Origin of the sequence: Kitasatospora sp. NPDC059088, from assembly GCF_042738155.1 — a bacterium.
Lineage (GTDB): Bacteria > Actinomycetota > Actinomycetes > Streptomycetales > Streptomycetaceae > Kitasatospora.
Window position 1 is genome coordinate 97,896 of record NZ_JBHYGR010000001.1, and the last position, 25,032, is coordinate 122,927.

The 25,032-nt window shown below is 75.2% G+C and carries 20 protein-coding genes; 15 read left to right on the forward strand and 5 right to left on the reverse strand.

Annotation, left to right across the window (positions count from 1 at the left end; all coding sequences use genetic code 11):
• The first annotated feature begins 151 nt into the window (after positions 1-151).
• Complete coding sequence (locus tag ACFWXO_RS00460; RefSeq protein WP_380520978.1) at positions 152-1,423, forward strand: sensor histidine kinase; 1,272 nt, start codon at positions 152-154, stop codon at positions 1,421-1,423.
• 98 nt (positions 1,424-1,521) lie between these two features.
• Positions 1,522-2,181, forward strand: coding sequence for a response regulator (locus ACFWXO_RS00465; protein ID WP_375890584.1), 660 nt, complete (start codon positions 1,522-1,524; stop codon positions 2,179-2,181).
• A 75-nt stretch (positions 2,182-2,256) separates the two neighbouring features.
• Here ACFWXO_RS00465 and ACFWXO_RS00470 read toward each other — a convergent pair whose 3' ends face one another.
• From ACFWXO_RS00470 to modA, 3 genes are all read right to left on the reverse strand, one after another.
• A complete protein-coding gene (locus ACFWXO_RS00470) occupies positions 2,257-3,378 on the reverse strand; it encodes an ABC transporter ATP-binding protein (protein WP_380520981.1) in 1,122 nt (373 codons plus the stop codon).
• A 124-nt stretch (positions 3,379-3,502) separates the two neighbouring features.
• A complete protein-coding gene (locus ACFWXO_RS00475; protein ID WP_380395982.1) occupies positions 3,503-4,318 on the reverse strand; it encodes an ABC transporter permease in 816 nt (271 codons plus the stop codon).
• Between the two features lie 131 nt (positions 4,319-4,449).
• Positions 4,450-5,316, reverse strand: coding sequence for a molybdate ABC transporter substrate-binding protein (gene modA / locus ACFWXO_RS00480; protein ID WP_380520983.1), 867 nt, complete (start codon positions 5,314-5,316; stop codon positions 4,450-4,452).
• A gap of 470 nt (positions 5,317-5,786) precedes the next feature.
• Between modA and ACFWXO_RS00485 the strand changes: the two genes are divergently transcribed.
• The 9 genes from ACFWXO_RS00485 to ACFWXO_RS00525 all read left to right on the forward strand — a co-directional run bounded on the left by ACFWXO_RS00485 (position 5,787) and on the right by ACFWXO_RS00525 (position 16,209).
• Positions 5,787-6,854 carry an RNA ligase (ATP) gene (locus ACFWXO_RS00485; RefSeq protein ID WP_380520985.1) on the forward strand — a complete coding sequence of 356 codons (1,068 nt, stop codon included), beginning with the start codon at positions 5,787-5,789 and terminating at the stop codon, positions 6,852-6,854.
• Between the two features lie 121 nt (positions 6,855-6,975).
• A complete protein-coding gene (locus ACFWXO_RS00490) occupies positions 6,976-8,340 on the forward strand; it encodes a cytochrome P450 (protein ID WP_380520987.1) in 1,365 nt (454 codons plus the stop codon).
• Between the two features lie 368 nt (positions 8,341-8,708).
• Positions 8,709-9,644 (forward strand): MHYT domain-containing protein, encoded by a 936-nt coding sequence (locus tag ACFWXO_RS00495; protein ID WP_380520989.1) that lies wholly within the window; start codon positions 8,709-8,711, stop codon positions 9,642-9,644.
• 198 nt (positions 9,645-9,842) lie between these two features.
• Positions 9,843-12,554, forward strand: a complete 2,712-nt coding sequence (locus ACFWXO_RS00500; RefSeq protein ID WP_380520991.1) for a nitrate- and nitrite sensing domain-containing protein — start codon at positions 9,843-9,845, stop codon at positions 12,552-12,554.
• Positions 12,551-12,961, forward strand: coding sequence for a roadblock/LC7 domain-containing protein (locus ACFWXO_RS00505; protein WP_380520993.1), 411 nt, complete (start codon positions 12,551-12,553; stop codon positions 12,959-12,961). Before ACFWXO_RS00500 ends, ACFWXO_RS00505 begins: the two co-directional genes overlap by 4 nt.
• Positions 12,962-13,062: 101 nt before the next feature.
• The gene (locus tag ACFWXO_RS00510) at positions 13,063-13,473 is read left to right on the forward strand and encodes a DUF742 domain-containing protein (RefSeq protein WP_380521135.1); all 411 of its coding nucleotides are present in this window, start codon (positions 13,063-13,065) and stop codon (positions 13,471-13,473) included.
• 76 nt (positions 13,474-13,549) lie between these two features.
• The gene (locus ACFWXO_RS00515) at positions 13,550-14,149 is read left to right on the forward strand and encodes an ATP/GTP-binding protein (RefSeq protein ID WP_380520994.1); all 600 of its coding nucleotides are present in this window, start codon (positions 13,550-13,552) and stop codon (positions 14,147-14,149) included.
• Between the two features lie 339 nt (positions 14,150-14,488).
• A complete protein-coding gene (locus ACFWXO_RS00520) occupies positions 14,489-15,085 on the forward strand; it encodes an RNA polymerase sigma factor (RefSeq protein WP_380520996.1) in 597 nt (198 codons plus the stop codon).
• Positions 15,086-15,243: 158 nt separating this feature from the next.
• The gene (locus ACFWXO_RS00525) at positions 15,244-16,209 is read left to right on the forward strand and encodes a hypothetical protein (protein WP_380520998.1); all 966 of its coding nucleotides are present in this window, start codon (positions 15,244-15,246) and stop codon (positions 16,207-16,209) included.
• 303 nt (positions 16,210-16,512) lie between these two features.
• Here ACFWXO_RS00525 and ACFWXO_RS00530 read toward each other — a convergent pair whose 3' ends face one another.
• Entirely contained in the window at positions 16,513-17,907 is a 1,395-nt protein-coding gene (locus ACFWXO_RS00530; protein ID WP_380521000.1) for a cation:dicarboxylate symporter family transporter, read from the reverse strand.
• Positions 17,908-18,115: 208 nt separating this feature from the next.
• Here ACFWXO_RS00530 and ACFWXO_RS00535 point away from each other — a divergent pair, with 208 nt between their 5' ends.
• The 4 genes from ACFWXO_RS00535 to ACFWXO_RS00550 all read left to right on the forward strand — a co-directional run bounded on the left by ACFWXO_RS00535 (position 18,116) and on the right by ACFWXO_RS00550 (position 23,913).
• A complete protein-coding gene (locus ACFWXO_RS00535; RefSeq protein ID WP_380521001.1) occupies positions 18,116-19,873 on the forward strand; it encodes an ATP-binding protein in 1,758 nt (585 codons plus the stop codon).
• Entirely contained in the window at positions 19,870-20,613 is a 744-nt protein-coding gene (locus tag ACFWXO_RS00540) for a response regulator (protein ID WP_375890561.1), read from the forward strand. The genes ACFWXO_RS00535 and ACFWXO_RS00540 overlap by 4 nt, the downstream gene beginning before the upstream one ends.
• 289 nt (positions 20,614-20,902) lie before the next feature.
• Positions 20,903-22,396 (forward strand): diaminobutyrate--2-oxoglutarate transaminase, encoded by a 1,494-nt coding sequence (locus ACFWXO_RS00545; RefSeq protein WP_380521004.1) that lies wholly within the window; start codon positions 20,903-20,905, stop codon positions 22,394-22,396.
• 32 nt (positions 22,397-22,428) lie between these two features.
• Positions 22,429-23,913 (forward strand): pyridoxal phosphate-dependent decarboxylase family protein, encoded by a 1,485-nt coding sequence (locus ACFWXO_RS00550; protein ID WP_380521137.1) that lies wholly within the window; start codon positions 22,429-22,431, stop codon positions 23,911-23,913.
• A gap of 109 nt (positions 23,914-24,022) precedes the next feature.
• Here the strand turns inward: ACFWXO_RS00550 and ACFWXO_RS00555 are convergent, their stop codons facing one another.
• Positions 24,023-24,820, reverse strand: coding sequence for an inositol monophosphatase family protein (locus tag ACFWXO_RS00555; protein ID WP_380521139.1), 798 nt, complete (start codon positions 24,818-24,820; stop codon positions 24,023-24,025).
• Positions 24,821-25,032: the final 212 nt, after the last annotated feature.

Consider the following 25,032-nt stretch of genomic DNA (forward strand, 5'->3'; position numbering starts at 1 on the left):
CGTCGCTCTCCCCGGACGGTGGTTCCATTCGACCGGAGGGGTGGTCCGGGCGGATCCCGCCGCGGCGGGGATCCGCCTCCCTCCCGGGAGGGAGGGGCGCGGCGGCCCCGCGGGGGAGTCGGGACGGCCGCCGGGCTGGCAGGATGGCCGGATGCCACGAACGACCGCGTCCCGGTTCAGGGACGGAGCGACCGCGATCCTCGCCCCGCTGGTGGCCGGCGTCACGTACGCCCGGCTGTTGCACCTGCTGGTCGGGTGGATCTTCGCGGGCGTCGTCCTGCTGGTCTACCCGGGGACCTACCACAGGAGCCTCGGCGCGATCGTGCTGCAGGCCACGGCGACGGACGTGGTGCTGCTGGCGCTGATCGCGCTCGTCCCGGCGGCGCGGCGGGCCGAGGGCGTGCAGGCCCGGCTGCTGCTGGTGCCCGACCGCGAGGAGGACATCGGGGTCGAGCCCTCCGGCAGCTGGGCCGACCGGCGGCGGATGGCCGGCTGGCTGATCGGCCGGGTGGCGCTCGGCTCGGCCATCGGCTTCGTGACGGTCTTCGGGCTCACCGGTGCGTACGGCCTGCTGACCGGTCCGGGCGCCGCCCGGTACCTGCTGTCCGCGCCGCTGGTGGTGCTCGGCTACGGTTGGCTGGTCATCGGCGCCGGCCGCCTCCAACTGGCCATGGCCGAAAGGTTGTTGGGGCCGTCCCCGGCGGAGCGGCTGGCCGAGGCCGAACTGCGGGCCGAGCGGCTGCTGGAGCGCAACCGGCTGGCCCGCGAGCTGCACGACTCCATCGGCCACGCCCTGACGGTGACGGTCCTCCAGGCGGGTGCGGCGCGCGAGGTCGGGGACCCGGCCTTCGTCGCCAAGGCGCTGGAAGTCATCGAGGAGACCGGCCGGCGGGCGATGGAGGACCTCGAACGCACCCTGGTGCTGCTGCGCGAGACACCGGCGGGCGGCGGTACGGCGGGGGGAGGCGTGGCCGGGCAGGGGGCGGCCGGGCACGGGACGGCCACCGAGCAGCCGGGCATCGACCAGCTGTCCGCGCTGTTCGACACCGCCCGCGCGGCGGGCAGTCCGGTCGACGCGCGGATCGACGTGCCGCCCGGCGTGCTGCCCGGGGTGCTCTCGCGCGAGTCCTACCGGATCGTCCAGGAGGGCGTCACCAACGCGCTCAAGTACGCACCCGGTGAGCCCGTCGGCGTCCGGATCGCCGTCCGGGACGGGAGCTTGGAGCTGCGCTGTGCCAACCGGCTGGCGGCGCCGGGCCGGGGCGGCCCCGGCCGGGTCGGCTCGCGCAAGGGCGGCAAGGGGCTGCGCGGCATCCGGGAGCGGGCCACCCTGCTCGGCGGGGAGGCCACGGTCGGGGCGGGCGGCGAGGGGGGAGCGGAGTGGGTGCTCGACGTCCGGCTGCCCCTACGCTTGGGCTCGTGACGAACGATCTTGCGGGCGGAGGCGTCGGTGCCGGAGTCGGAGTCGGAGCCGGAGCCGGTACCGGTGCCGGTGCTGGTGCGGCTGCCGGTGCGGCGGGGATGACCGACGTCCTGCTCGCCGACGACGAGGGACTGGTCCGGGCCGGGCTGCGGGCGGTCCTGGAGGCCCAGGGCGACCTGCGGGTCGTCGGGGAGGCGGGCGACGGCGCGGAGGCGGTGGTCCTGGCCCGCGCGCTGCGCCCGCGGGTGGTGCTGATGGACGTCCGGATGCCCGTCATGGACGGCCTGGCGGCCACCCGCGAACTGCTGCGCCCCGGCCCGCCGGGGGAGTTGCCGCCGCGGATCCTGGTCGTCACCACCTTCGAGAACGACGACTACGTCTACCAGGCGCTGCGCGCGGGCGCGGACGGCTTCCTGCTCAAGCGCAGCCGCCCGGCCGAGATCGTCCACGCGGTACGGCTGGCGGCGGCCGGCGAGTCGCTGCTCTTCCCGGCCGCGATCCGGCGACTGGCCGCCGGGCACGGCAACCCCGCCGCCCGCGCCGCCATGGACCGCGCGGCGCTGACCGGGCGCGAGGCCGAGGTGCTGCGGATGATGGCGCGCGGGCTCAGCAACGGCGAGATCGCCGAGCAGCTGGTGCTCGGGGTGCAGACGGTGAAGACGCACGTCAGCAGCGTGCTGGCGAAGCTCGGCGCGCGGGACCGTACCCAGGCGGTGATCGCCGCGTACGAGTCGGGGTTCGTCGAGCCGTCGGAGTAGCGCCGCCCGGCGGGGCGGCCCGGCGCGGTGGAGCGCGCCTCGGGGCAGGGTCGGGTCAGGTCGGGTCAGGTCGGGTCAGGCCGGGTAGGCGTGGGTCTGGGCGGCCTTGACCGAGGCCCAGACCGGTGTCCCCGGGGCCAGCCCCAGTTCGGCGACGGCGGCCGGGGTGAGGTCGGCGGCCATCGGCAGGGCGCCGGAGAGTTCGGCGCGCACCTGGTCGCCGTGCAGGTCCAGGCCGGTGACCTCGGCCTGCCACAGGTTGCGGGCGCTGGACTGCGGCCGCTCCCGGTAGAGGGTGACGGCGGAGGGCGGGAAGGCCACGAAGGCCGGTCCGGACAGCTCCTCGGCGCTGGTCAGGACGGTGCCGTCCGGGAGGGTGACCGAGGTGCCCTCGGCCCGTCCCTGGTACAGGTTGAGGCCGACCAGGCGGGCGATGTAGTCGGTGCGCGGACGCCGGGCGACCTCCGCCGGGCTGCCGGACTGCACCTCGCGGCCGTCCTCGATCACCACCAGCCGGTCGGCCAGCACCATCGCGTCCAGCGGGTCGTGCGTCACCAGCACCGCCACGGCCTCGAACTCGGCCAGGTGGCGGCGCAGTTGGGACCGCACGTCGAGCCGGGTGCGGGCGTCCAGGGCGGCCAGCGGCTCGTCCAGCAGGAGCAGCCGGGGGCGGACGGCCAGGGCCCGGGCCAGCGCCACCCGCTGGGCCTGGCCGCCGGAGAGCCGGCCGGGGCGCACCGAGGCGTGGTCCGTCAGGCCCATCCGCTCCAGCCAGGCCGCCGCCTCGGCCCTGGCCTCGCGCTTGGGGCGGCCCTGGCAGCGCGGACCGAAGGCGACGTTGTCGAGCGCGCTCAGGTGCGGGAACAGCAGGTAGTCCTGGAACACCACGCCGACCGGCCGCTGCTCGGCGGGGGTGTGCAGGCGCCGGGCCGGTTCCTCCAGGACGTGGCCGTCCAGGCGCAGGTGGCCGCCGGTGAGCGGGAGCAGGCCGGCGAGGGCGCGCAGCGCGGTCGACTTGCCGGCGCCGTTCGGGCCGAGCAGGGCGATCACCTCGCCGGGGGCGGCGGTGAGCGCCAGGTCGAGGGCGAACGCGGCCCGGTCGACCCGCAGGTGGGCGTCGAGGGAGGCGGACGGGGCTCCGGCTCCGGCACCCGGTGCGGGAGCGGGTGCGGGTGCGGGGGGCGGTGCGGGGGTCATCGGTGCGGCCGTCCTGTCGGCGTCCTGGGTGCGGGTGCGGGTGCGGGTGCGGGTGCGGCCGTGCGTGTGGGCGTGGCTGCGGGTGCGGGGGCGTCCGTCCGGGGCCGGGACGGTGGGGCCGGGGTCACGGGGTCGACATCCAGCGGTCGCGCAGGCCGACCAGGACGGCGACGGAGACCACCAGCAGCACCAGCGACAGTGCGATCGCCGCCTCCGGGTCTGACTCCATGGCCAGGTAGACGGCCAGCGGCATGGTCTGGGTGCGGCCCGGGAAGTTGCCCGCGAAGGTGATCGTCGCACCGAACTCGCCGAGCGCCCGGGCCCAGGCCAGGACGGCTCCGGCGGCGATCCCCGGGGCGATCATCGGCAGGGTGATCCGGCGGAACGCGGTCAGCCGGGAGGCGCCCAGGGTCGCGGCGGCCTCCTCGAACCGGGGATCGGCCGCCCGCAGCGCGCCCTCCACGCTGATCACCAGGAAGGGCATCGCCACGAAGGCCTCGGCGATCACCACCCCGGTGGTGGTGAAGGGCAGGGTGATGCCGAACGCCGAGTCCAGCCAGGAGCCGACGATCCCGCGCCGCCCGAGCACCAGCAGCAGCGCCACACCGCCCACCACCGGCGGCAGCACCAGTGGCAGGGTGACCAGCGCCCGGATCACCCGCCGGCCGGGCAGCTCGGTGCGCGCGAGCAGCCAGGCCAGCGGGACGCCGAGGACCAGCGACACCGCCGTGGCGGCCGTCGCGCAGATCAGCGAGAGCCGTAGGGCGTCCCAGACGGCGGCGCTGGTCAACTGCTCGGACAGGCCGCTCCACGGCGCCCGGACGAGCAGCCCGACCAGCGGGAGGATCAGGAACGCCAGGCCGAGCAGCGCCGGGAGCAGCAGGGCGACCGGGACGCGCTGGGCGCCGGGGCGGCGCGGGCCCCGGCGGCGGCCCGGCAGGGCGTTCGCGGGTCCTGTCGGGGCCGGTGCCGGGGCCCGCGCCGCTGCCGGGGCAGCGTCGTCCCGGGTGGTGCCGGGGCCGGCGCCGGAGTCCCGGTTCCGGTCCCGGTCGCTGCCGGTGGTGCGGTCCGTCACGGCGCCTGGAAGCCCGCAGCGGTCAGCACCTGCTTGGCCTCGGCCGACTGGACGTAGGAGACGAAGGCGGCCGCGCCGTCCTTGTTCGGCGCCTTGGCGAGCGCGGCGATCGGGTAGTCGTTCACGGCCTTGGCGGCCTCGGGGAAGTCCACGCCGTCGATCTTCGCAGCATCGGCCTGCACATCGGTCTTGTACACCAGCGAGGCGTCGACCTCGCCGAGCTCGACCTTGGTGAGCGCGCCCTTGACGTCCTGCTCCAGGGTGACCGGGGTGAGGTCGACGCCGGCCGCCTTCAGTGCGGTGAGGGCGGCGGCGCCACAGGGCACCTCCTTCGCGCAGAGCGCGACCTTCACGCCGGAGCCGGTGAGGTCCTTGAGGCCCGTGAGGTGCTTGGGATTGCCCTTGGGCACGGCGATGGCGAGGGTGTTCTTGACGAAGGTCGTCGGCTGGCCGCTCGCGCCGCCCGCGTCGGTGACCGTCTTCATGGTGGCCGGGCTGGCCGCGGCGAAGACGTCCGCCGGTGCACCGGAGTTGATGCTGGTGGCGAGGGCGGAGCTGCCGCCGAAGTTGAAGGTGACCTTGGTACCCGGGTTGGCGGCCTCGAACTTCTTGCCGAGCTCGGTGAAGGTCTCCTTGAGGGAGGCGGCGGCGAACACGGTGACGGCGCCCTTGGCCTTCGGGGCGCTGGCGCCGTCGGTGCCCGCCGCGCCGGCGGCGCCGGTGGCGGCGGTGGTCGCGGCCGAGGAGGCGGAGCCGGAGGACTTGCCGCCGTCACTGCCGCAGGCGGTGGCCCCGAGGCTGAGGACGAGGGCCGCGGCGGCGGCGACGGCGAGTCTGCGGGTGGGGGTGGTGCGGGTGCTCATCGGTGCTTCCCCTCCAGGGTTCGCGCCGGAAGGGGCGCGGAGGTGTGGCCGCAGGTGCGGCCATTACGGCGATCATAGTGCCGCAGTTGCGAGCGATAAATCCTCTGTCACATCGCACAGCGGAAGTGGGGTGACGGTCTCGGGGCTGCTGTGCGAAGGCTCAAACGTGCACGGACGGTTCGGCTCGGAAGGGAGGCCGGTCCGGCTCGGAAGGGTGGGCCGGTTCGGGTCGGAGGGGTGGTCCGGTTCGGTGCGCGGCGGGCGTGCGGTTCGGCGCGTGGCGGGCGTGCGGTTCGGCGCGTGGCGGGCGTGCGGCTGTCGTACGGCCGTTGTGCGGCGCCTGGTGGAAAACCCTTCGCATCCGGGCAGGTGGAGCGGTCAGAGTGGGCGGCAGCCCGTAGGCGCGGCCGACCGTCGGCCGCCCGGGCCCGAAGGTCGATCCGAACGGATCCACGGGGAGGAGTCCGCCCATGTCCACGCTGCGCGTCACCGCCGAGAAGCTGGTCATCCTGGAGCACCCGAACGCCGACGCACTGGAGTTGGCCCAGGTCGGCCTCTACCGCGCCGTGGTGGCCAAGGGCTCCTACCGGACCGGCGACCATGCCGTCTACATCCCCGAACAGGCCGTCCTGCCGGAGGAGTTGGTCGAGGAGCTGGGGCTGACCGGCAAGCTGGCGGGCGGTGCGGCGAACCGGGTGAGGGCGGTACGGCTGCGCGGGGAGCTGTCCCAGGGCATCGTCTGCCGGCCCGGCGCGCTGGCCGGCACCGACCTGGCCGGGGCGGCCGAGCGGGGCGAGGACTTCGCCGAACTGCTCGGGATCGTCAAGTGGCAGCCGCCGGTGCCGACCTCGATGAGCGGTGACGTCCTCAGCGCGCCCGACCTGCTGCCCTGGGTGGACATCGAGAACCTCAAGCGTCACCCCGACGTCTTCGAGCCCGGCGAGCCCGTGGTGCTGACCGAGAAGCTGCACGGCAGCTGCTGCCTGGTCACGTACACCGCCGCCACCGGCGAGGTGCACGTCTCGTCCAAGGGGATCGGCGCGCAGGGGCTGGCGCTCGTCGAGGACGAGCGCAACCTGTACTGGCGGGCGGTGCGCGCGTACGACATCCCGGCGGTGGCGGCCCGGTTGGCCGAACGGCTGGGTGCCGAGCGGATCGGCATCTTCGGCGAGGTGTTCGGCGAGGGCGTGCAGGACCTGTCGTACGGCGTCTCCGCGCGCACCGAGCGCCCCGGGTACGCGGCCTTCGACGTGTCGGCCGTCGTGGACGGGCGGCTGACCTGGCTGTCGGCCGCCGAACTCCTGGACGGCGAACTGCCGTTGGTGACCGAACTGTGGCGCGGGCCGTTCGACACCGCGACGGTGCTGGCCCACGCGCAGGGCAAGGAAGCCCACTCCGGGCGCGAACTCCACCTGCGCGAGGGCGTGGTGGTCCGGCCGGCGGTCGAGCGCTGGAGCCCGGTGCTCGGCGGACGGGCGATCGCCAAGGTCGTCAGCGACGCCTACCTGACCCGCAAGGGCGGCACCGAGTACGAGTGAGCCGAGGCGACCGGGCGCGGACTTGGCCCCTTTGCGCGTCTTCCTCGGCTGAATACCCGTCAGTAAGGTTGAAGGGTCACCGAGTGCGCGTCAGCGCCGAGGAAGTCCAGAAGGAGTGCCGATGGCCACCGCAGCCGCCGTACCCGGACCGGCCGGGAACCCCCTGGTCGGGTCGCTCTTCGACCTCACCCGCCGTCCGCTGCGCACCTACCTCGCGGCCCGGCGCGACCACGGCGACGTGGTGCGCATGGTGGCCGGGCCGCCCGGGCTGCGGGTCGAGTTCTACGGGGTGTTCTCGCCGGAGGGCGTCCACCAGGTGCTGGGCAGCGAGGCGGCGAACTTCCGCAAGGAGAACAGCTTCTACGACGAACTGCGGACCAGCGTCGGCAACGGGCTGCTGACCAGCCAGGACGAGGTCTACCAGCGCCAGCGCCGGCTGGTCCAGCCGCTGTTCACCCGGCGCCGGGTCGACGGCTACGCCCAGGTGCTCGCCGAGGAGGCGCAGGCGCTCGCCGAGCGCTGGCGGGCGGTGCCGGGCGGGGTGGTGGACGCGGCGGAGGAGATGTCGCGGTTCGCGCTGCGGGCCGTCGCCCGGATCCTCTTCGGCGCCGACGTGGAGGAGGCGGTGGAGGTGGTGAACCGCAGCTTCCCGGTGCTCGGCGAGTACGTCAAGGAGCGCGGCTTCGCGCCGGTCCGGTTCCCGCGCACCTGGCCGACGCCGGGCAACCGGCGCGGCCTGGAGGCGCAGCGGGCGCTCTACGAGGTCTGCGACCGGATCATCGCGGAGCGGGCCGCGCGCGGGGGTGGTGACGAGGAGGCGGACGACCTGCTGACCCTGCTCGGCCGGGCGCGCGGCGAGGACGGCGAGCGGCTGGACCCGGCCGAACTCCGGGACCAGGTCCTGGTGTTCCTGCTCGCCGGGCACGAGACCACGGCCACCTCGCTGGCCTTCGCGCTGCACCTGCTGGCCAAGCACCCGGAGCAGCGCAAGCTCGCCCGGGAGGAGACGCTGACCGTTCTGGCCGGGCGGGCGCCGACGGCGGCGGACCTGGAGCGGCTGCCGTACCTCACCCGGGTGATCAAGGAGGCGATGCGGCTCTACCCGGCGGCGGCGCTGATCGGGCGGCGGGCGGTCGAGGAGACGGTCATCGACGGGTACGTCATCCCGGCGGGGGCGCAGGTCGTGGTCGCGCCGCTGGTCACCCAGCGGCACCCGGACCACTGGGTCGACCCCGAGCGCTTCGACCCGGACCGGTTCCTGCCGGAGGGGGAGAAGGCGCGGCACCGCTACGCGTGGTTCCCGTTCGGAGGCGGGCCGCGGGCCTGCATAGGGCAGCACTTCTCGATGCTGGAGTCGGTGCTGACCCTCGGGGTGCTGCTGCGGGACTTCGACCTGGAGGTGGTGGACCGACGGGTGGCGCTCGCGCAGGGGATCACGCTCCGGGCGGCGAGCGCGATGCGGGTGCGGGTCGCGGCGCAGGACTGACGGCGCTGGGCCGACGGGAACGGCTGACGGGTTTCAGAGTTCAACTTTCAGAAGACAGATAACAGATTTCAACATCTGTTATCTGTCTTCTGACTTTTGTCTTCTGTTCGTCGTCAGCCGCCCGCCCGCCCGGACGCCGCCGGACACAGGACCGTTTCATTCGAACACAGCGCCCGCGCCACGCGTGCAGCTTTTCAGATCTTCGTCTGGCCGATTCCGGCCGCTCGATAGCGTCCCACGCACCCCAGGCCGGAAGCGCACATGCGATGGGCATATGCCCATGTGCCCGTCGGATGCAGTCCGCCCGGCCGGGGGTGCCCGGGGGCACCGCATTCCGCCCCGGGCCCGACCGGTCGACCGGAGGTCCCATGGGCGCCCTCAACCAGTTCAGCTTCGGCTGGCTGACCCCTGTCCTCTCCTACGCGATGGCCTGCGCCGGCGCCGCCCTCGGGCTGCGCTGCACCCTGCGCGGCCTGGCCGCCACGGGCGCCGCCCGCCGGAACTGGCTGCTCACAGCGGCCGCCGCGATCGGCTCCGGGATCTGGACCATGCACTTCGTCGCCATGTTCGGCTTCGCCGTCGACGGCACCGAACTGCGCTACAGCGTGCCGCTCACGGTGCTGAGCCTGCTGGTCGCCGTACTGGTCACCGGGCTCGGCCTGACCGTGGTCTGCTACGGCCGGCACTGCGGCCTCGCCCTGCTGGGCGGGGGCTGCACCACCGGCGTCGGCGTCGCCGCGATGCACTACCTCGGGATGGCCGCCGTCCGGATGCACGGCGGGCTGCGCTACGACGGCGGGACGGTCGCCCTCTCCGTCCTGGTCGCGGTCGGTGCCGCCACCGCCGCGCTCTGGGCCGCCGTCACCGTCCGCAACGGGTACGCCGCGGCCGCCGCCTCACTGGGTATGGGCCTCGCCGTCAGCTGCATGCACTACACGGGCATGGCCGCCGTCCACGTCCAGCTGGATCCCGCCCGGACCGGTCTGGGCGGGGTCAGCCCGATGGATTTCGTCTTCCCGCTCGCCGTCGGCCTCGGCTCGTTCCTCTTCCTGGCCTCCGCCTTCGTCGCGCTCTCCCCGACCACCCAGGAGCGGGCCGGGTACCCGGAGGCGGGGGAGCTGGCGATCGAGGAGTTCGCCGGGCCTGCCGCCGGGCCCGTGGCCGACCCGGGCGCTGTGCCCTCGGGCCTCGCGCTCACAGATCTGTACGGCCCCGCCGCGGACGGCTTCGACCCGTACGGCCGGGACCCGGACGGCTTCGACCCGGCCGGCCGGGATCCGTACGGCCGGGACCGTGCGGCCTGAGCCCGTCCGCGCCGCCCGAGCCCCGTCGCCCCCGCCTGAAAGGCCCCGTCCATGCCAGAAGACCGTGGCACCACCCCCGGCGCCCGCCGGGGTGCCCACGCCGGACCGCCCGCCCGCTCGTCGCGCCCCGGCCCCCGATTGCGCGGGCTGCTCGGGCCGCTTGGGCCGCTCGGGCTGCGTGGGCTGCGTCCCCGGAGCGTGCGTGCCCGGATCATCGCCCTGCTGATGGTCCCGGTCGTCTCCGTCATCGCCCTCTGGGGCTTCGCCACCGTCACCACCGCCCAGGGCGTCTGGGACCTGCTGCGCCTGCGCGACGCCCAGCGCAGCCTGCTCACCCCCGTCGCCGACACGGTCGCCGGCCTGCAGGCCGAACGCGCCGCCGCCGGACAGTTGTTGGCCGGTCCGGGCCTCGTTCCGGGGACGGTGCCCGCCGCGGGGCGGGAGAGTGCCCTGCGCGAGGCCGCCGCCGCCACCGACCGGGCGCTCACCCCACTGTTCCCCGATCCGCGCCACCCCGGCCAGGGCTACAACCGGGCCGACGCCCAGGGCCTCGGCGCCGACGCCGCCGCCCGCCTGGACGGCCTCGGCACCGCGCTCGCCGCCCTGCCCGAACTGCGCGGCAGGGTGCTCACCCGGAGCGTGGGCTGGTCCGAGGCGTACGCCGCCTACGGGGCGGCCGTGGACCGGGCACTGGCCGTGTCCGGTGCCGTCGCCGCGACGGCCGACGGCCGTTCCGGGGCCGACGCGCGGGCGCTGCCGGAGCTGGACCGCTCCCGCGAACTCCTCTCCCGCGAGGACGCGTTGCTGCGGTCCGCCGAGCTCTCCGGCGGGCTCGGTGACGACCAGCTGCGGGAGTTCGCCGGTACGGCCTTCGCCCGCCGCGCGTTCGAGCAGGGCGCGGCCGCCGGTCTCGGCTCCGCCGGCCGGGAGGCACTGCTTTCCGTCACCGGCGGCCCGGACCACCGGGAACTGGTGGGCTACGAGGAGGAGGTCCGGACCGCCGCTGACGGCCGGTCGGCCGTCGCCGCGGTGCCGGCGGACCGCTGGGCGACGGTGGCCGGGAGCGTCGCCGCCGGGCTGCGCGACGTCGCCGACCGGGCCGGTCGGCTCGTCGCCGAACAGCAGAACCCCTACGCGCTGGGCCTGTTCACCCCGGCCGGGATCGCCGTCCTGCTCGGGCTGCTCGGGGTGATCGCCTCGCTGGTGATCTCGGTGCGGATCGGCCGCGGTCTGGTCACCGAGCTGACCGGCCTGCGCAACACGGCACTTGACCTGGCGGGGCGCAAACTCCCCTCCACCATGCGGAAGTTGCGTTCGGGTGAGGAGGTGGACATCGAAGCCGAGGCGCCCCGGCCGGTCGGCCGCGACGACGAGATCGGCCAGGTGCACCGGGCGCTCGGCACCGTGCAGCGGGCCGCCGTCACGGCGGCGGTGGAACGGGCCGAGGTGCTGTCGGGGGTGTCCGGGGTGTTCGTCAACCTCGCGCGCCGCAGCCAAGTCCTGGTGCACCGCCAACTCGCCTTGCTGGACGCCATGGAGCGCCGCACCGAGGACCCGTCCGAGCTCGCCGACCTGTTCCGGCTGGACCACCTGACCACCCGGATGCGCCGCCACGCCGAGGGCCTGATCATCCTCTCCGGCGCGGCCCCCGGCCGGGCCTGGCGGCGGCCCGTCCCCCTGGTGGACGTGGTGCGGGCGGCCGTCTCGGAGGTCGAGGAGTACGCCCGGGTCGAGGTGCACCCGCTGCCGCGTGCCGCCGTCGTCGGCCACGCCGTCGCCGACCTCACCCACCTGGTGGCCGAACTGGTCGAGAACGCCACCGGGTTCTCCCCGCCGCACACCAGGGTGCACATCCGCGGTGAACAGGTCGGCAACGGCTACGCGGTGGAGATCGAGGACCGGGGCCTCGGGATGGGTCCGGCCGCACTGGCCGCCGCCAACCGGCGGATCGCCGCGGCCGAACAGACCGACCTGTTCGACAGCGACCGGCTCGGCCTGTTCGTGGTCAGCCGGCTGGCCCGACGGCACGACGTCCGGGTCTCCCTGGTGACCTCCGCGTACGGCGGCACCACCGCGGTGGTTCTGCTGCCCACCGGGCTGCTGGCCGACGAGCGCGAGGGACCGGGACAAGGCTACGAGCCGGTACCGGAGTTGGACATCACGCCGGAGCCGGTGCCCGAGTGGGAACCGGCGCCGAAGCGGGAACCGGCACCCGAGCGGGAGCCGGCGTCCGAGCGGGGGCCGGCCCCCGGCGTCGGGCCTGCGTGGTGGCCGCCGGCCGGGCCGGATCCGGCCGGGGCCGGAACGGAACCCGCCCTCCCGGGCAGCGGGGTGGCGGGGACAGAGCTTCCGGCGGCGGGTGGGCCGCCGCCGGAGGGCGGGGCGCTGCTGCCGTTCGGAGCCCGGGGCGTCCACCCCGAGCCGATGCGCCGCACCCCCTTCCGGGCCTCCGGTGCCCGGACGGCCGGACCGGCTGCGGACGGGGGCCCGGGTGCGGCCTCCCGTTCGCAGCCCGGTCCGCCGCAACCCCACCACGGCGCCACCGCACCGCCGACGGGCGCGATGCCGGGTGAGTGTGGATCGGTGGACGGTCCGGAGGAGTTGCCGCGCCGGGTGCGCCGGGCGAGTCTCGCCCCGCAGCTGCGGGAGGCGTCTGCCGCCGCCCCGTACGGCCGTCGCGGAGTCGGTGCCGGAGTTGCCACCGGAACCGGTACGGGGCCGACGGCCCGCAGTCCGGAGGAGGCGCGGGCGGCGATGGCGGCCTTCCAGCACGGCTGGGCCCGCGGCCTGCGGCCCGACGTCCGGCCCGGAACCCCGTCCGACGTCGGGCCCGGAACCCCGCCCGACGTCCGGCCGGAAGCCCGGCCCGGAGCGAGACCCGACACCCGAACCGAAGGAGACCGGCCGTGATCGGCACCACCCACCGCACGGGGGAACTGAACTGGCTCCTCGACGAGTTGGTCCAGCGCGCGCCCGAGGTGAGCTTCACCGTGATGCTCTCCGCCGACGGCCTGGCCATGGCCAGTTCGGCCGGCTTGACCCGGGAGGACGGCGAGCACCTGGCGGCTGTCGCGGCCGGGTTCCACAGCCTCGCCAAGGGCGCCGGACGGCACTTCGGCGCGGGCGAAGTCCGGCAGACCATGGTCGAGTTGGAGGGCGGCTACCTCCTGGTCGCGGCGGCCGGGGAGGGCACCTGCCTGGCCGTGTTCGCGACCGCGCGGGCCGATCTCGGGCTGGTCGCCTACGAGATGGCCAGACTGGTCCGCCGGGTCGGCGAGCACCTGAGCGCCACGCCCCGTACGCCGCACGGCGGGTGAGCTCGGTGCCCCGGCCGGACGGCCCGTACCACCGGGCGGAGGACGCCTTCCATCCGTACCGCCAGCGACATCCGGAGCACCCGCGGGCCGACCCCGACCGGCTGCCCCGGAACCCGCTCGCCGCCGCCCACCGGGCCCACTGGTACGACGACGAGGCCGGGCCGCTGGTCCGCCCGTACGCCATGACCGGGGGCCGGACCGGGGGCGGTGAGCAGCAGTTCGACCTGATCGCCGTGGTGGTGTCCGAGCTGCCCGACCCGGCGCTCGCGCCGGACGCGCCCGAGCTGCCGGTCGGTCCGGAGCAGGCGCAGATCCTGCGTCGGTGCCTGGGCACACCGCTGTCCGTGGCCGAGCTCGCCGCCGACCTCGACCTGCCGGTGGGCGTCGTGCGGGTGCTGCTCGGCGATCTGCTGGCGGCGGGGCTCATCCGGGTCAACCGCCCGGTCCCGCCCGCCCTGCTCCCCGACGAACGCATCCTCCAGGAGGTCATCCATGGGCTCCGCGCACTCTGACCGTCCGTCCGGCCGTCACCACCCCGCCGGCCCGGACCGCCCGATCAGCCGGTGGCCGTCCGCCCCGGTGGGCCCGGTGGACCAGTCCGACTCCGTGCTCGCGCTCAAGATCCTGGTCGCGGGCGGGTTCGGGGTCGGCAAGACGACGCTGGTCGGCGCGGTCAGCGAGATCCGTCCGCTGCGCACCGAGGAGCGGCTGACCGAGGCCGGGCGCGGGGTGGACGACCTGGACGGGGTGGAGCGAAAGTCCAGTACCACGGTGGCGATGGACTTCGGCCGGATCACCATCCGCGAGGGCCTGGCCGTCTACCTGTTCGGAACCCCGGGGCAGGACCGGTTCTGGTTCCTCTGGGACGAGTTGGCCCAAGGGGCGCTCGGCGCGGTGGTGCTCGCCGACACCCGTCGGCTGACCGACTGCTTCCCGGCCGTGGACTTCTTCGAGCAGCGCGGCATCCCCTTCGTCGTCGCGGTGAACCGGTTCGCCGGGACACGCGAGTACGGCCCGGACGAGGTCGCCCGCGCGCTGGACCTGGACCCCGGTACTCCGGTGCTGCTCTGCGATGCCCGGCAGCGCGCCTCCGGCAAGGAGGTGCTGATCAACCTGGTCGAGCACGCCGGCCGGGTGCACGCCGCCCGGTTGCTCGCGGAGGTCTCGCCGGCGGCGGCCGGCAGCTGACGGACAGCGGAGGACGGGCAGCAGAGGACGGAAGACGGCGAACAGATGACAGATGACAGAAAACAGATGACAGCGAACAGATAACGGATAACGGATAACAGATGTTGAAATCTGTTATCCGTTAGCGTCGCCCGGTCCCTGCGATGGGCGCAGTTGTGGTCAGTGGTGGCCGGTGGTGGTGAACTCCCGCCCTGGGACCGGTCGATGACGAGTTGCACACGAATGACTGCGCAGAGTGAGAGGACGGCTTATGATGTGACCTGTGTCACAACATGTCCGGTAGGGGTGGGAAACCGCCCCAACTGGGCGTTCGGGGTGCCGATTTCCGGGGAGAGCGGCATGGCGGAATGCAACGAGCGGTGTGCGGGCGGGCCGCGCAAGGACTTCGGCCCGGGGCCGACGGAACGCCAGTCGGCGGACTTCAACCGGTTGTTCACCGAGTTGCTGCCCAGGCTCCAGCAGGCGGCCGCGATGCTCGCCGGGAGCCCGCTCGCCGCCGGTGACGTCGTCCACGACGCGTACCTGCGGATCGCCCGCCGCCCGGAGCGCTTCCTCAGTCACCCGCAGCCGTACGCCTACGTGTTCACCACGATGACGAACATCCTGCGCGACCAGTGGCGCCGGGAGCGCCGTCGGGCGGCGCTGCGCGAGCACTCGGAGTCGGCCGGGGCCGCGGGCCACGGCCGGGCGGTGGCGTTCGGCCCGGCGCCCGGCGGGATGGCCGAGCTGCAGGCGCGCTGGGAGGTGGTCCGCCTGCTCGGCTTCCTGACCGTCAAGCAGGCCCGTGCCGTGGTGCTGGTGGATATCGACGGCTACTCCGTCGACGAGGCCGCCGAGTTGCTCGGCCTGCACCGCAGCACCCTGGCCGTCACCCGCCGCCGCGCCCACGGCCGGTTGCGCGCCGTCCTGGAGCACGAGCGCCGGCACGAGCTCTGACAGCCCGGCCGTCCGCCGAGCCGTCCGCCGAGCCGCCCGCCGGGTCGCCCGCCCCGGCCGAGCGCCGAGGCGGCCCCCTGAGATGCCGTCACCGCTCCGACGCACCGAGCCGACGGCAAGTCGGCTGATGCGCCACCCCGGCCCGTACGCTGAAAATCGTGATCACGTACGAGGACCACAGCGTCCGCGCCCTGGCCGAGGACGGTCGCTGGCCCGAGCTGCTCGCCGCCTACCGGCAGGGCCGGGCAGCCGCCGTCGTGCAGGCCGGTGAGCGGGCCGCGGTGGCCCTGACCGCGCCGCTCGGCCATCTGATCGCCTACGCGGCGCCGCCCGAGCTGGCCGTCCGGCTGTTCGACGCGGACGGCGGCGCGGGGACCTTCGCCGGGGTGGCGGACCACGACGCCGGTCCGCTGTGGGAGGTGCTGGCGACCCGCCACTCCTGGCTGCGGCTGGCCCCGCTGCTCGGTCCGGCGCCGGTGCGCCGCCTGGTGGCGCACTCCCGGGTGCTGCTCGGCGAGGACCTCTCCTACGGTGCCGAGCCCGACCCCGAGGGCGTGCCGCTGCGCCTGGAAGCCTGGGAGAAGGCGGGCTGGGAGGAGGCCGCCCGGGTGCGCGAGTACCTGCCCGGCGGGGGAGCGCGCAGCGCGGTGCTGACCCTGCCGGCCAGCCGGGAGGGCCTGGGCCAGGTCGACCTGCCGCAGTCGACGGCCCGGCCGGGCGGTCAGCGGGTCACCCGGGGCCTGACGGAGCTGGCCGCGTTGGCGCCCTGGGCGGAGGTGGTCTGCGTCCGCGGTCCGGCCCCGTCGGCGGCCGCCGTGCTGGCCCGGGCCCGGCGGGTGGTCGGCGGGTTCCTGCCGTTCGCGCTGGCCTACCCGGCGCTCGTGCAGGCCGCCGCGGTGGGCCGGACGCACGGTTGCGCGCACGGGCGGCTGAGGCTCTGGCGGGCGCTGGGCGCGATGGCCGGAGTGGACGGGCCGAACCGCCGCGAGGTGGACGCCCTGGTGGCCCGGATGCGCTGCTTCACCTGGCAGGAGCCGGCCGCCGGGCTGCGCCACCTGCACGTGGCGCTGGAGGATCCGGCCAGCGGGGTGGCCTGGGCGGTCAGCGGCTCGCAGGAGTTCTGACCCGGGTTCCGGGGGGATCCGCGAGCGCCGACCCGGGGGGGCCCCGCGGGGGGGGGGGCCGGGGCGCGGGGGGCCCCCCCCCCCCCCCCGCCGCGGGCGGCGGGGGGGGGGGGGCGGCGCGGGGCGGGGGGTGGGCGGGGCGGTCGGGGGCTCGCCGGTGTTCTGCCGGGGGGTCGGGGGGGCTCCGCGAGCGCCGCCCCGCGCCGCCCCGGTGCGGGTCGGCGCCGGGAACGGGAAGCCCCCCGGCCCGGCGCCGTTTCCGGGGGAGGTGCTGGCGCCGGACCGGGGGAGTCGTGGGAGCGCTCAGACGGTGGCCGCCGTCGTGGCCGCCGTCGCGGGCACCGCGGGGACGGCCTCCGGCTCGGGGGCGGCGCCGCCGTGGCCGTCGACCAGGGTCAGCTCGTCGAACGGCAGCCGGCCGTCCAGGACGCGGCGGGCGCGCTCGGCGTCCAGTTCGCCGGTCCAGTGCCCGATCAGCACGGTCGCGACGGCGTTGCCCGCGAAGTTGGTGAGGGCGCGGGCCTCCGACATGAACCGGTCGATGCCGACGATCAGGCCGACCCCGTCCACCAGTGCGGGCTTGTGCGACTGCAGGCCGCCCGCGAGGGTGGCCAGCCCGGCGCCGGTGACCCCGGCCGCGCCCTTGCTGGCGATCACCATGAAGACCAGCAGCGAGAGCTGCTCGCCGATCGACATCGGCTTGTCCATCGCCTCGGAGATGAAGATCGAGGACATGGTGAGGTAGATCGCGGTGCCGTCGAGGTTGAAGCTGTAGCCGGTCGGCACGGTGATGCCGACGACCGGGCGGCTGACGCCCAGGTGCTCCATCTTGGCGATCAGGCGGGGCAGCGCGCTCTCAGAGGAGGAGGTCGAGAGGATCAGCAGGAACTCGCGGCCGAGGTACCTGAGCAGCGCGAACACGTTGACCCCGGCGACCAGGCGCAGCAGGGTCCCGAGCACCACGACGACGAACAGCGCGCAGGTGACGTAGAAGCCGATCATGATCACGGCGAGGCTCTTCAGCGCGTCGACGCCGGTCGCCCCGACCACCGCCGCCATCGCCCCGAAGGCACCGATCGGCGCGACCCACATGATCATCGACATGATCCGGAACACCAGCCGCTGCAGGTGCTCGACGCCGCGCAGCACCGGTGCGCCGACCGGTCCGAGGGCCTGCAGGGCGAAGCCGGCCAGCAGTGCGACCAGCAGGGTCTGCAGCACCTTGCCCTGGGTGAGGGCCGAGAACAGGGTGTCGGGGATCATCCCGAGCAGGAAGTCGGTGGTCGACTGGGCGCCGCCGGCGGCCGCCTGGGCGTGGCCGGACTTGGCGAGCGCGGCGGTCAGGTGCAGGCCGCCGCCGGGCTCCAGCAGGTTGCCGACGACCATGCCGATGGCCAGGGCGACGGTCGACATGGCGAGGAAGTAGCCGATGGCGAGGCCGCCGACCTTGCCGACCTTCGCGGCCTTGGTGACCGAGCCGATGCCCAGCACGATGGTGCAGAAGATCACTGGACTGATCATCATCTTGATCAGGTTGACGAACCCGGTGCCGATCGGCTTCAACTCGACGGCGAAGCCGGGGGCGGCCAGTCCGACCACCACGCCCGCGACCACCGCGGCGATCACGGCGAGGTAGAGGTAGTGGGTCCGGTCCTCGCGTCTGGGTCCCCCCGCCGTGGCGGTCTCGGTGGTCGACATCTGCGGCTCCTTCGCCCTGCAGTCCTGGCGGCCCCGGGTGGTGGGCCGATCCGACTATGGGGCCCTGGAGTGACGGAGGTCACGTTTGCGTTCATAGAGTTCACGGCGGGACGGGAACGGCCGGGGTGCCGCTCGGGGCCGGGCAGTACTCGGGCGCGGGGTGCCCGGGGCCCGGGAGTGTGCGGGGCCGTGGTGCACACTGGCAGGCATGTCCGTGAGCACCGCCCCCACCCGCTCGCGTCGCCGCTGGCTCCCGCTGCCGCGCCGGCTGGTCCGCAGCCTGGCCGGGCAGCTCTTCGTCGTCCAGGTGGTGATCGTCGCCGCCGTGGTGGCGGGTGGCGCGGTGCTGGCGTACCTGTTCACCGCCGAGCGCACCGAGGACGCGGCCCGCCGCGAGGTCACCTCGGTGGCCCACGCCGTCGCCGACTCCCCGTCCGTGCGCTCCGCCGTCGCCGGGCCGGACCCGACCGCGGTGCTCCAGCCGTACGTCGAGCAGGTGCGCCAGGACGTCGGGGTCTCCTTCATCACCGTCATGGACACCGAAGGGGTGCGCTGGACCCACCCGCTGCCCGAGCAGATCGGCAAGCGCTACCTCGGGCACATCGACTGGGCGCTGGCCGGGCAGACCCGCAGCGAGACCTACACCGGCACGCTCGGCCCCTCCGTCCGGGTGGTCACCCCGGTGTGGGACGACCAGCACCGGGTGATCGCGCTGGTCAGCGTGGGGCTGACGCTGGAGTCCATCTCCGCGCAGCTGAGCGGACCGCTGCTCGCCCTGGTCGGGGTCGCGGTGGCCGCGCTGGCGCTCGGAGGGGCGGGCACCTACCTCGCCAACTCCCGGCTGCGGCGGCACACTCACGGCATGCGGCCGGACGAGCTCAGCCATCTCTACGAGTACCACCAGGCGACCCTGCGGTCGGTGCGGGAGGGGCTGATCCTGCTCGACCGGGCCCACCGGGTGGTGCTGTGCAACGATGCCGCTCGCGAACTGCTCGGTCTGGAAGGCGAGTTGGACGGGCGCCCGGTGGCGGAGCTGGGGCTGCCGGAGGCCCTGGTGGCCGCCGTACTCGGCGAGGAGCCGGTCCGGGACGAGGTGCACCTGACCGCCGAGCGGGTCGTGGTGCTCAACACCTCCACCATCGGCACCGGTCTCGGCCGGGTGGTGACCCTCCGCGACCACACCGAACTGCAGTCGCTCAGTGGAGAGTTGGACTCCGTACGCGGCTTCACCGAGGCGCTCGGGGCGCAGGCGCACGAGGCCGCCAACCGGCTGCACGCCGTCGTCTCGCTGATCGAACTCGGCCGCCACGAGCAGGCGGTGGAGTTCGCGACCGCCGAACTCGCCCTCGCCCAGCAGCTCACCGACCGGGTGGTCGCCGCGGTCGGCGAGCCGGTACTGGCCGCGCTGCTGCTCGGCAAGGCGGCCCAGGCGGCCGAACGGGGCGTGGAGTTGACCCTCACCGAGGACAGCCGGATCGACGACGGGGTGCTCCCGCCCGGGCTCTCCGCCCGGGACCTGATCACCGTCCTCGGCAACCTGATCGACAACGCGGTGGACGCCGCCATCGCCGGGGCCGCGCAGAGCCCGGGCCCGCCGGAGGTCACCGTCACCGCGCGGATCGACGGCGATGCGGGCGATGGGGTTGGTGGCGACGGGGGCGATGGCGGTGCGGTCGACGGCGGGGTGCTCGGCGTGGGCGGCGGGGGCGCCTGTCTGCTGCTGCGGGTCGCCGACACCGGTGCGGGCATCGACCCGGCCGCCGTCGAGGACGTGTTCCGGCGCGGCTGGAGCACCAAGCAGGACGGCCACGGGCACGGCCTGGGTCTGGCACTGGTCGCCCAGGCCGCCCGGCGCAACGGCGGCACCGTCGAGGTCGGGCGCGAGCGCGGCGCGGTGCTCACCGTACGGCTGCCGCTGACCGGCGGCCGGGTGCGGGAGCTGGAGCAGGGCGGGGTGTCGGCGTGAGCGGCGGAGGTGTGGACGGCTCCGGCGTGAGCGGTGCCGCCCCGAGCGGGATCTCCGTCCTGGTCGTGGAGGACGACCCGGTGGCCGCAGCCGCGCACACCCTGTACGTCGAGCGCGAGCCCGGCTTCCGCGCCGTCGGCACCGTGCACAGCTGCGCCGACGCGCTGCGCTTCCTGGAGCGGGCCCGTGCCGCCGGGACGCCCGTCGACCTCACCCTGCTCGACCTCTACTTGCCGGACGGCCACGGCCTCCAGCTGTGCCGCACCCTGCGCGCGGCCGGGCACGCCACCGACGTCATCGCGGTCACGTCGGCCCGTGACCTCGCCATGGTGCGCCAGGCGGTCTCGGCGGGGGTCGTGCAGTACCTGCTGAAACCGTTCAGCGCGGCGGCGCTGCACGACCGGCTGGAGCGCTACGCCCGTTACCGGGACAGCCTCGGGCGCACCGGCGAGGCGACCGGACAGGACGAGGTCGACCAGGCGTTCGCCCTGCTCCGCACGCCCGAGCGCAACTCGCTGCCGAAGGGGCTGAGCGCGCCGACCCTGGACACCGTGGCCTCGGTGCTGCGGGAGGCCTCGACCGGCCTGTCGGCGGCGGCCGCCGGTACCGCTGCCGGGGTGTCCCGGATCACCGCGCGGCGGTACCTGGAGCACCTGGTGGACACCGGGCGGGCGGTGCGCGAGCCGCAGTACGGGAGCGTGGGGCGGCCGGAGCTCTGCTACCGCTGGAAGGGGCGGTGACGGCGGGGCGTTGATGGGGGGGCGACGGCGGTGCGTTGATGGGGGGGCGACGGCGGTGCGTTGATGGGGGCGGCGACGGCGGTGCGTTGATGGGGGGTTGGTGGCGGGCGCGGATGGGGCGCTGCCGCCCGTGACCTTTCGGTGCCCTCGTTCGTTGGGCCGGACGGGGGCGCCGCGGGCGCTGTCGGGGGAGGTTCACTCACTCGGGTGGTTCTGGGTGCCCCCGCGGCATTCCGGCAGGTCACGGGCGATAAAGTTAGGCTTACCTAACTTCTTCTGGGGGTTCGCCTTGTCGCTCGCCGCCGTACCCGCCCAGGCCGCCTCCGGGGCCACCGCCGCCGCGGCCCCGCCCGCCGGCGAAGCCATCCTGCGCCGCCAGCGCGTCCGCGAGTCCGCCGCCCGGACGTACGCCCGGTCCTTCCCGATCGTCCCGGTCCGGGCCCACGGCATGACCGTCGAAGGCGCCGACGGCCGCCGCTACCTGGACTGCCTCTCCGGCGCCGGGACGCTCGCCCTCGGGCACAACCACCCGGTGGTGCTGGAGGCGATCCGCCGCACCCTCGACAGCGGCGCCCCGCTGCACCTGCTCGACCTGGCCACCGCCGAGAAGGACGACTTCACCAGCGCGCTGTTCGAGAGCCTGCCCCCCGAGTTCGCCTCCCGCGCCCGGGTGCACTTCTGCGGACCGGCCGGGACGGACGCCGTCGAAGCCGCCCTCAAGCTGATGCAGACCGCCACCGGGCGCTCCGGCGCCCTCGCCTTCACCGGCGCCTACCACGGCATGACGGCCGGCGCCCTCGCGCTCACCGGCAACGTCGCCGTCAAGGAACCGCTGCCCGGCGGCGGGGAGGTCGTCCGGCTGCCCTACCCGTACGGCTACCGCTGCCCGTTCGGGGTCGGCGGCGAGGCGGGCGCCGAACTCGGTGCCACCTACGTCGAGCGGCTGCTCGACGACCCCTCCGGCGGTGTGGTGCCGCCCGCCGCGATGGTCCTGGAGGCCGTCCAGGGCGAGGGCGGGGTCGTGCCCGCCCCCGACGGCTGGCTGCGCGAGATGCGCCGGATCACCGCCGAGCGCGGCATCCCCCTGATCGTGGACGAGGTGCAGACCGGCGTCGGACGCACCGGCGCGATGTGGGCCGTCGAACACAGCGGCATCGTCCCGGACGCGATGGTGCTCTCCAAGGCCATCGGCGGCAGCCTGCCGCTCGCCGTGGTCGTCTACCGCGAGGACTACGACGGCTGGCGGCCCGGCGCCCACACCGGCACCTTCCGCGGCAACACCCTCGCGATGGCCGCCGGCGCCGCCACCCTGCGGTACGTCGCCGCGCACGGACTGGCCGAGCGGGCCGCCGTGGCGGGCGAGCGGATCACCGCCCGGCTGCGCGAACTCGCCGCCGAACTGCCCGCGATCGGCGACGTGCGCGGGCGCGGGCTGATGATCGGGGTCGAACTGGTCGACCCCGGCGCCGACCCCGACGCCTGCGGTGCCCGCCCGGCCGATCCGGCGCTCGCCGTACGGGTCCGCGAGGCCTGCCTGGCCCGCGGGCTGATCGTCGAACTCGGCGGGCGGCACGACGCGGTGCTGCGGCTGCTGCCGCCGCTGACCATCACCGACGAGCAGGTTGCGGCCGTGCTGGAGCGGCTGGCGGAGGCGATCGCGGCGGCCTCGGCGGCTCAGGCTCCGGCCACGGCTCAGGCCACGGCTTCGGGATCGGGTTCGGGCTCGGGCGCGGGAGCGGCTCGGGTTCAGGCTTCGGGTTCGACGGTGCGGGGTGGGGCGTGACCGCCGCCGACCCCGGGGCGGTACCGCCCGAACTGCCCGGCGGGGGCGGCGATCCGGACGCCCTCGCGGGCGGCGCCGCCGGGCCCGGTGCCCTCGGCCCGCTGCTGGCCACCGTCCTCGACGCCCTCGACACCGGCACCGCGCTGCGCTCCGGGCCACTGCCCGCCGGCAGCCCGGCCGAGATCGCCGCCCTGGTCGCGGACGGCCTCGCCGGTGCCCGCGGACGCGGCGCGCTCGCCCGGCTCACCGAACTGCTCGCCTACGGCGCCGCCGACCCCGCCGACCCGGCCTGCGCCGCCCACCTGCACTGCCCGCCGCTCGCCGTCGCGGCCGCCGCCGACCTCGCGGTCAGCGTGCTCAACCCCTCCCAGGACTCCTGGGACCAGGCCCCGGCCGCGACCGCCCTGGAAACCGCCCTGCTCGCCGAACTCGCCACCCTGGTCGGCTACGACCCGCGCCGCGCGGCCGGGGTGCTCACCTCCGGCGGCACCGAGTCCAACCTGATGGGCCTGATGCTGGCACGGGACCAGAAGCTCGACGGCATCGTCGAGCTGGACGGGATCCCGGCCGGCGCCCGGCCCTGCATCCTCGCCTCCGAGGCCGCCCACTTCTCCGTCCAGCGCGCGGCCGCCCTGCTCGGACTCGGCGAACGCTCCGTCCTCGCCGTCCCCGTCGACCGCCGACTGCGCATGCCCCCCGAGGAGTTGGAACGCGCCCTGGCCGAGGCCAGCTGGGCCGGACGCACCCCGATCGCCGTCGTCGCCACCGCCGGCACCACCGACACCGGCGCCGTCGACCCGCTGCACGCCGCCGCCGACCTGGCCGGCCGCTACGGCGCCTGGCTGCACGTCGACGCCGCGTACGGCGGCGGCGCGCTGCTCTCCGACCGGCTCGCCCCGCTGCTCGACGGCATCGCCCGCGCCGACTCGGTCTCCCTGGACTGGCACAAGCTCGGCTGGCAGCCCGCGGCCGCCGGGGTCTTCCTGGTCCGCCGGGCCGAGACCTACGTCTCGCTGGCCCGGCGCGCCGAGTACCTCAACCCCGTGGACGACGAGCAGGCCGGCTACCCCAGCCTGCTCGGCCGCTCGCTGCGCACCACCCGGCGGGCCGACGCCTTCAAGCTCGCCGTCACGCTGCGCACCCTCGGCCGGGAAGGCCTCGGCCGGCTCGTGGACGCCTGCCACGACCTGGCGTTGGCGGCCGCGGACGCCGTCCGGTCCGAACCCTCGCTCGAACTGCACGCCGAGCCCGTCCTCACCGCGCTGCTCTTCCGCTACCGGCCGCCCGGGATGACGGACGAGGCCGCCGTGGACGAGCTGAACGGGCAACTGCGCCGGCTGCTGCTGCGCACCGGACGGGCGGTGGTCGGGCGGACCGAACTGCCGGGGGACGGGCCCGGGCGGGTGCGGCTGAAACTCACGCTGCTCAACCCCCACACGACGGCGGGCGAGGTGGGGGCGCTGCTGCGGGAGGTGGTCGGCGCGGGGCGCAAGGTCGCCGGGGAGCGGGCGGGGTAGCGGCGCCGTCGCTGTCGCCGTCGCCGTCGCGGGTGGGCGGGCGGTGACCGGGCCGGGGCGGGGCGGGGCGGACGGGGGGTCCGGCGGGCTGGGGGCGGGTCCGGTGCGGTCAGCCGTTCAGGAGGATGCCGCGGGTGAGCTCCCAGGTGTCGGGGTCGGCGGCGACCAGCAGGCCGTCCTCGCAGCCGGGGGCCTCGGGGCGGTACGGGGCGCCGTCCATCCGGGCCGAGACGCCGCCGGCCTCGGAGAGCAGCAGTGAACCCGGGGCGTGGTCCCAGGGGAGGGTCCGCCAGTAGAAGATGAAGTCGGTCCGACCCTCGACGACGTCGGGGTACTCCATCCCGGCGGCGCTGCGGCCGGGGGAGATCTCGCCGAAGGCCGCGCAGTGGGACTCCAGGCGGTGCCGGTCGGCCGGGGCGAGGAAGCGGCTTTTCAGGATGCCGGTCAGCTTCCCGGCGTCGGCGGGCGCCGGGCGGCGGGTGAGGCGTTCGCCGTCCCGCCAGGCGCCGGAGCCCAGTTCGGCCCGGTAGGCGGTCGCGGTGGCGGGCTGCCAGATCCACGAGGCGACGGTCAGGCCGCTGCGGACCAGGGAGCACATCACGGCGTAGTCGGGGCGGCCCGCGACGAAGTTGGCGGTGCCGTCCACCGGGTCGACCAGCCAGACGGCGGGCTCGTCGTGGATGGCCAGGGCGAGTGCCGGGTCGGCGGACACCGCCTCCTCGCCGACCACCGGGACGGGCAGCAGTTCGTGCAGGCGGCGGGCGATGATCGCCTCGGCCTCGCGGTCGGCGACGGTCACGACCTCGCCGGGCGCCTTCTCCATCACCTCGCCGGCGGTCAGCGCCCGGAAGCGCGGCTCCACCGCCTCGGCCGACGCCTCGGCGAGTATCTCCGCCACCTTGTCCATCAGCACGTTCGCGCTCCCTTCGCCGGTTACCACTCTCCCACGAGTGGGTGGAGCGGGTGTCGGCCGGCGGGTGGCGGCGGACGGAGAACGGGGAACAGATGACGGATAACAGATGACAGATTTCGAAATCTGTCATCTGTTATCCGTTGGTTGTCCGCCGGTTCCCCGGCGGTTCGGCTTCGGTCGCCGGTTGGCTGCCGGCCGGCCTCCGA

Bases quoted from the DNA above. Each gene is read 5' to 3' on its own strand.
- ACFWXO_RS00460 (WP_380520978.1), top strand. From the start codon at position 152: ATGCCACGAACGACCGCGTCCCGGTTCAGGGACGGAGCGACCGCGATC.
- ACFWXO_RS00465 (WP_375890584.1), top strand. From the start codon at position 1,522: ATGACCGACGTCCTGCTCGCCGACGACGAGGGACTGGTCCGGGCCGGG.
- ACFWXO_RS00470 (WP_380520981.1), bottom strand. From the start codon at position 3,378: ATGACCCCCGCACCGCCCCCCGCACCCGCACCCGCTCCCGCACCGGGT.
- modA (WP_380520983.1), bottom strand. From the start codon at position 5,316: ATGAGCACCCGCACCACCCCCACCCGCAGACTCGCCGTCGCCGCCGCC.
- ACFWXO_RS00485 (WP_380520985.1), top strand. From the start codon at position 5,787: ATGTCCACGCTGCGCGTCACCGCCGAGAAGCTGGTCATCCTGGAGCAC.
- ACFWXO_RS00490 (WP_380520987.1), top strand. From the start codon at position 6,976: ATGGCCACCGCAGCCGCCGTACCCGGACCGGCCGGGAACCCCCTGGTC.
- ACFWXO_RS00495 (WP_380520989.1), top strand. From the start codon at position 8,709: ATGGGCGCCCTCAACCAGTTCAGCTTCGGCTGGCTGACCCCTGTCCTC.
- ACFWXO_RS00520 (WP_380520996.1), top strand. From the start codon at position 14,489: ATGGCGGAATGCAACGAGCGGTGTGCGGGCGGGCCGCGCAAGGACTTC.
- ACFWXO_RS00530 (WP_380521000.1), bottom strand. From the start codon at position 17,907: ATGTCGACCACCGAGACCGCCACGGCGGGGGGACCCAGACGCGAGGAC.
- ACFWXO_RS00535 (WP_380521001.1), top strand. From the start codon at position 18,116: ATGTCCGTGAGCACCGCCCCCACCCGCTCGCGTCGCCGCTGGCTCCCG.
- ACFWXO_RS00555 (WP_380521139.1), bottom strand. From the start codon at position 24,820: ATGGACAAGGTGGCGGAGATACTCGCCGAGGCGTCGGCCGAGGCGGTG.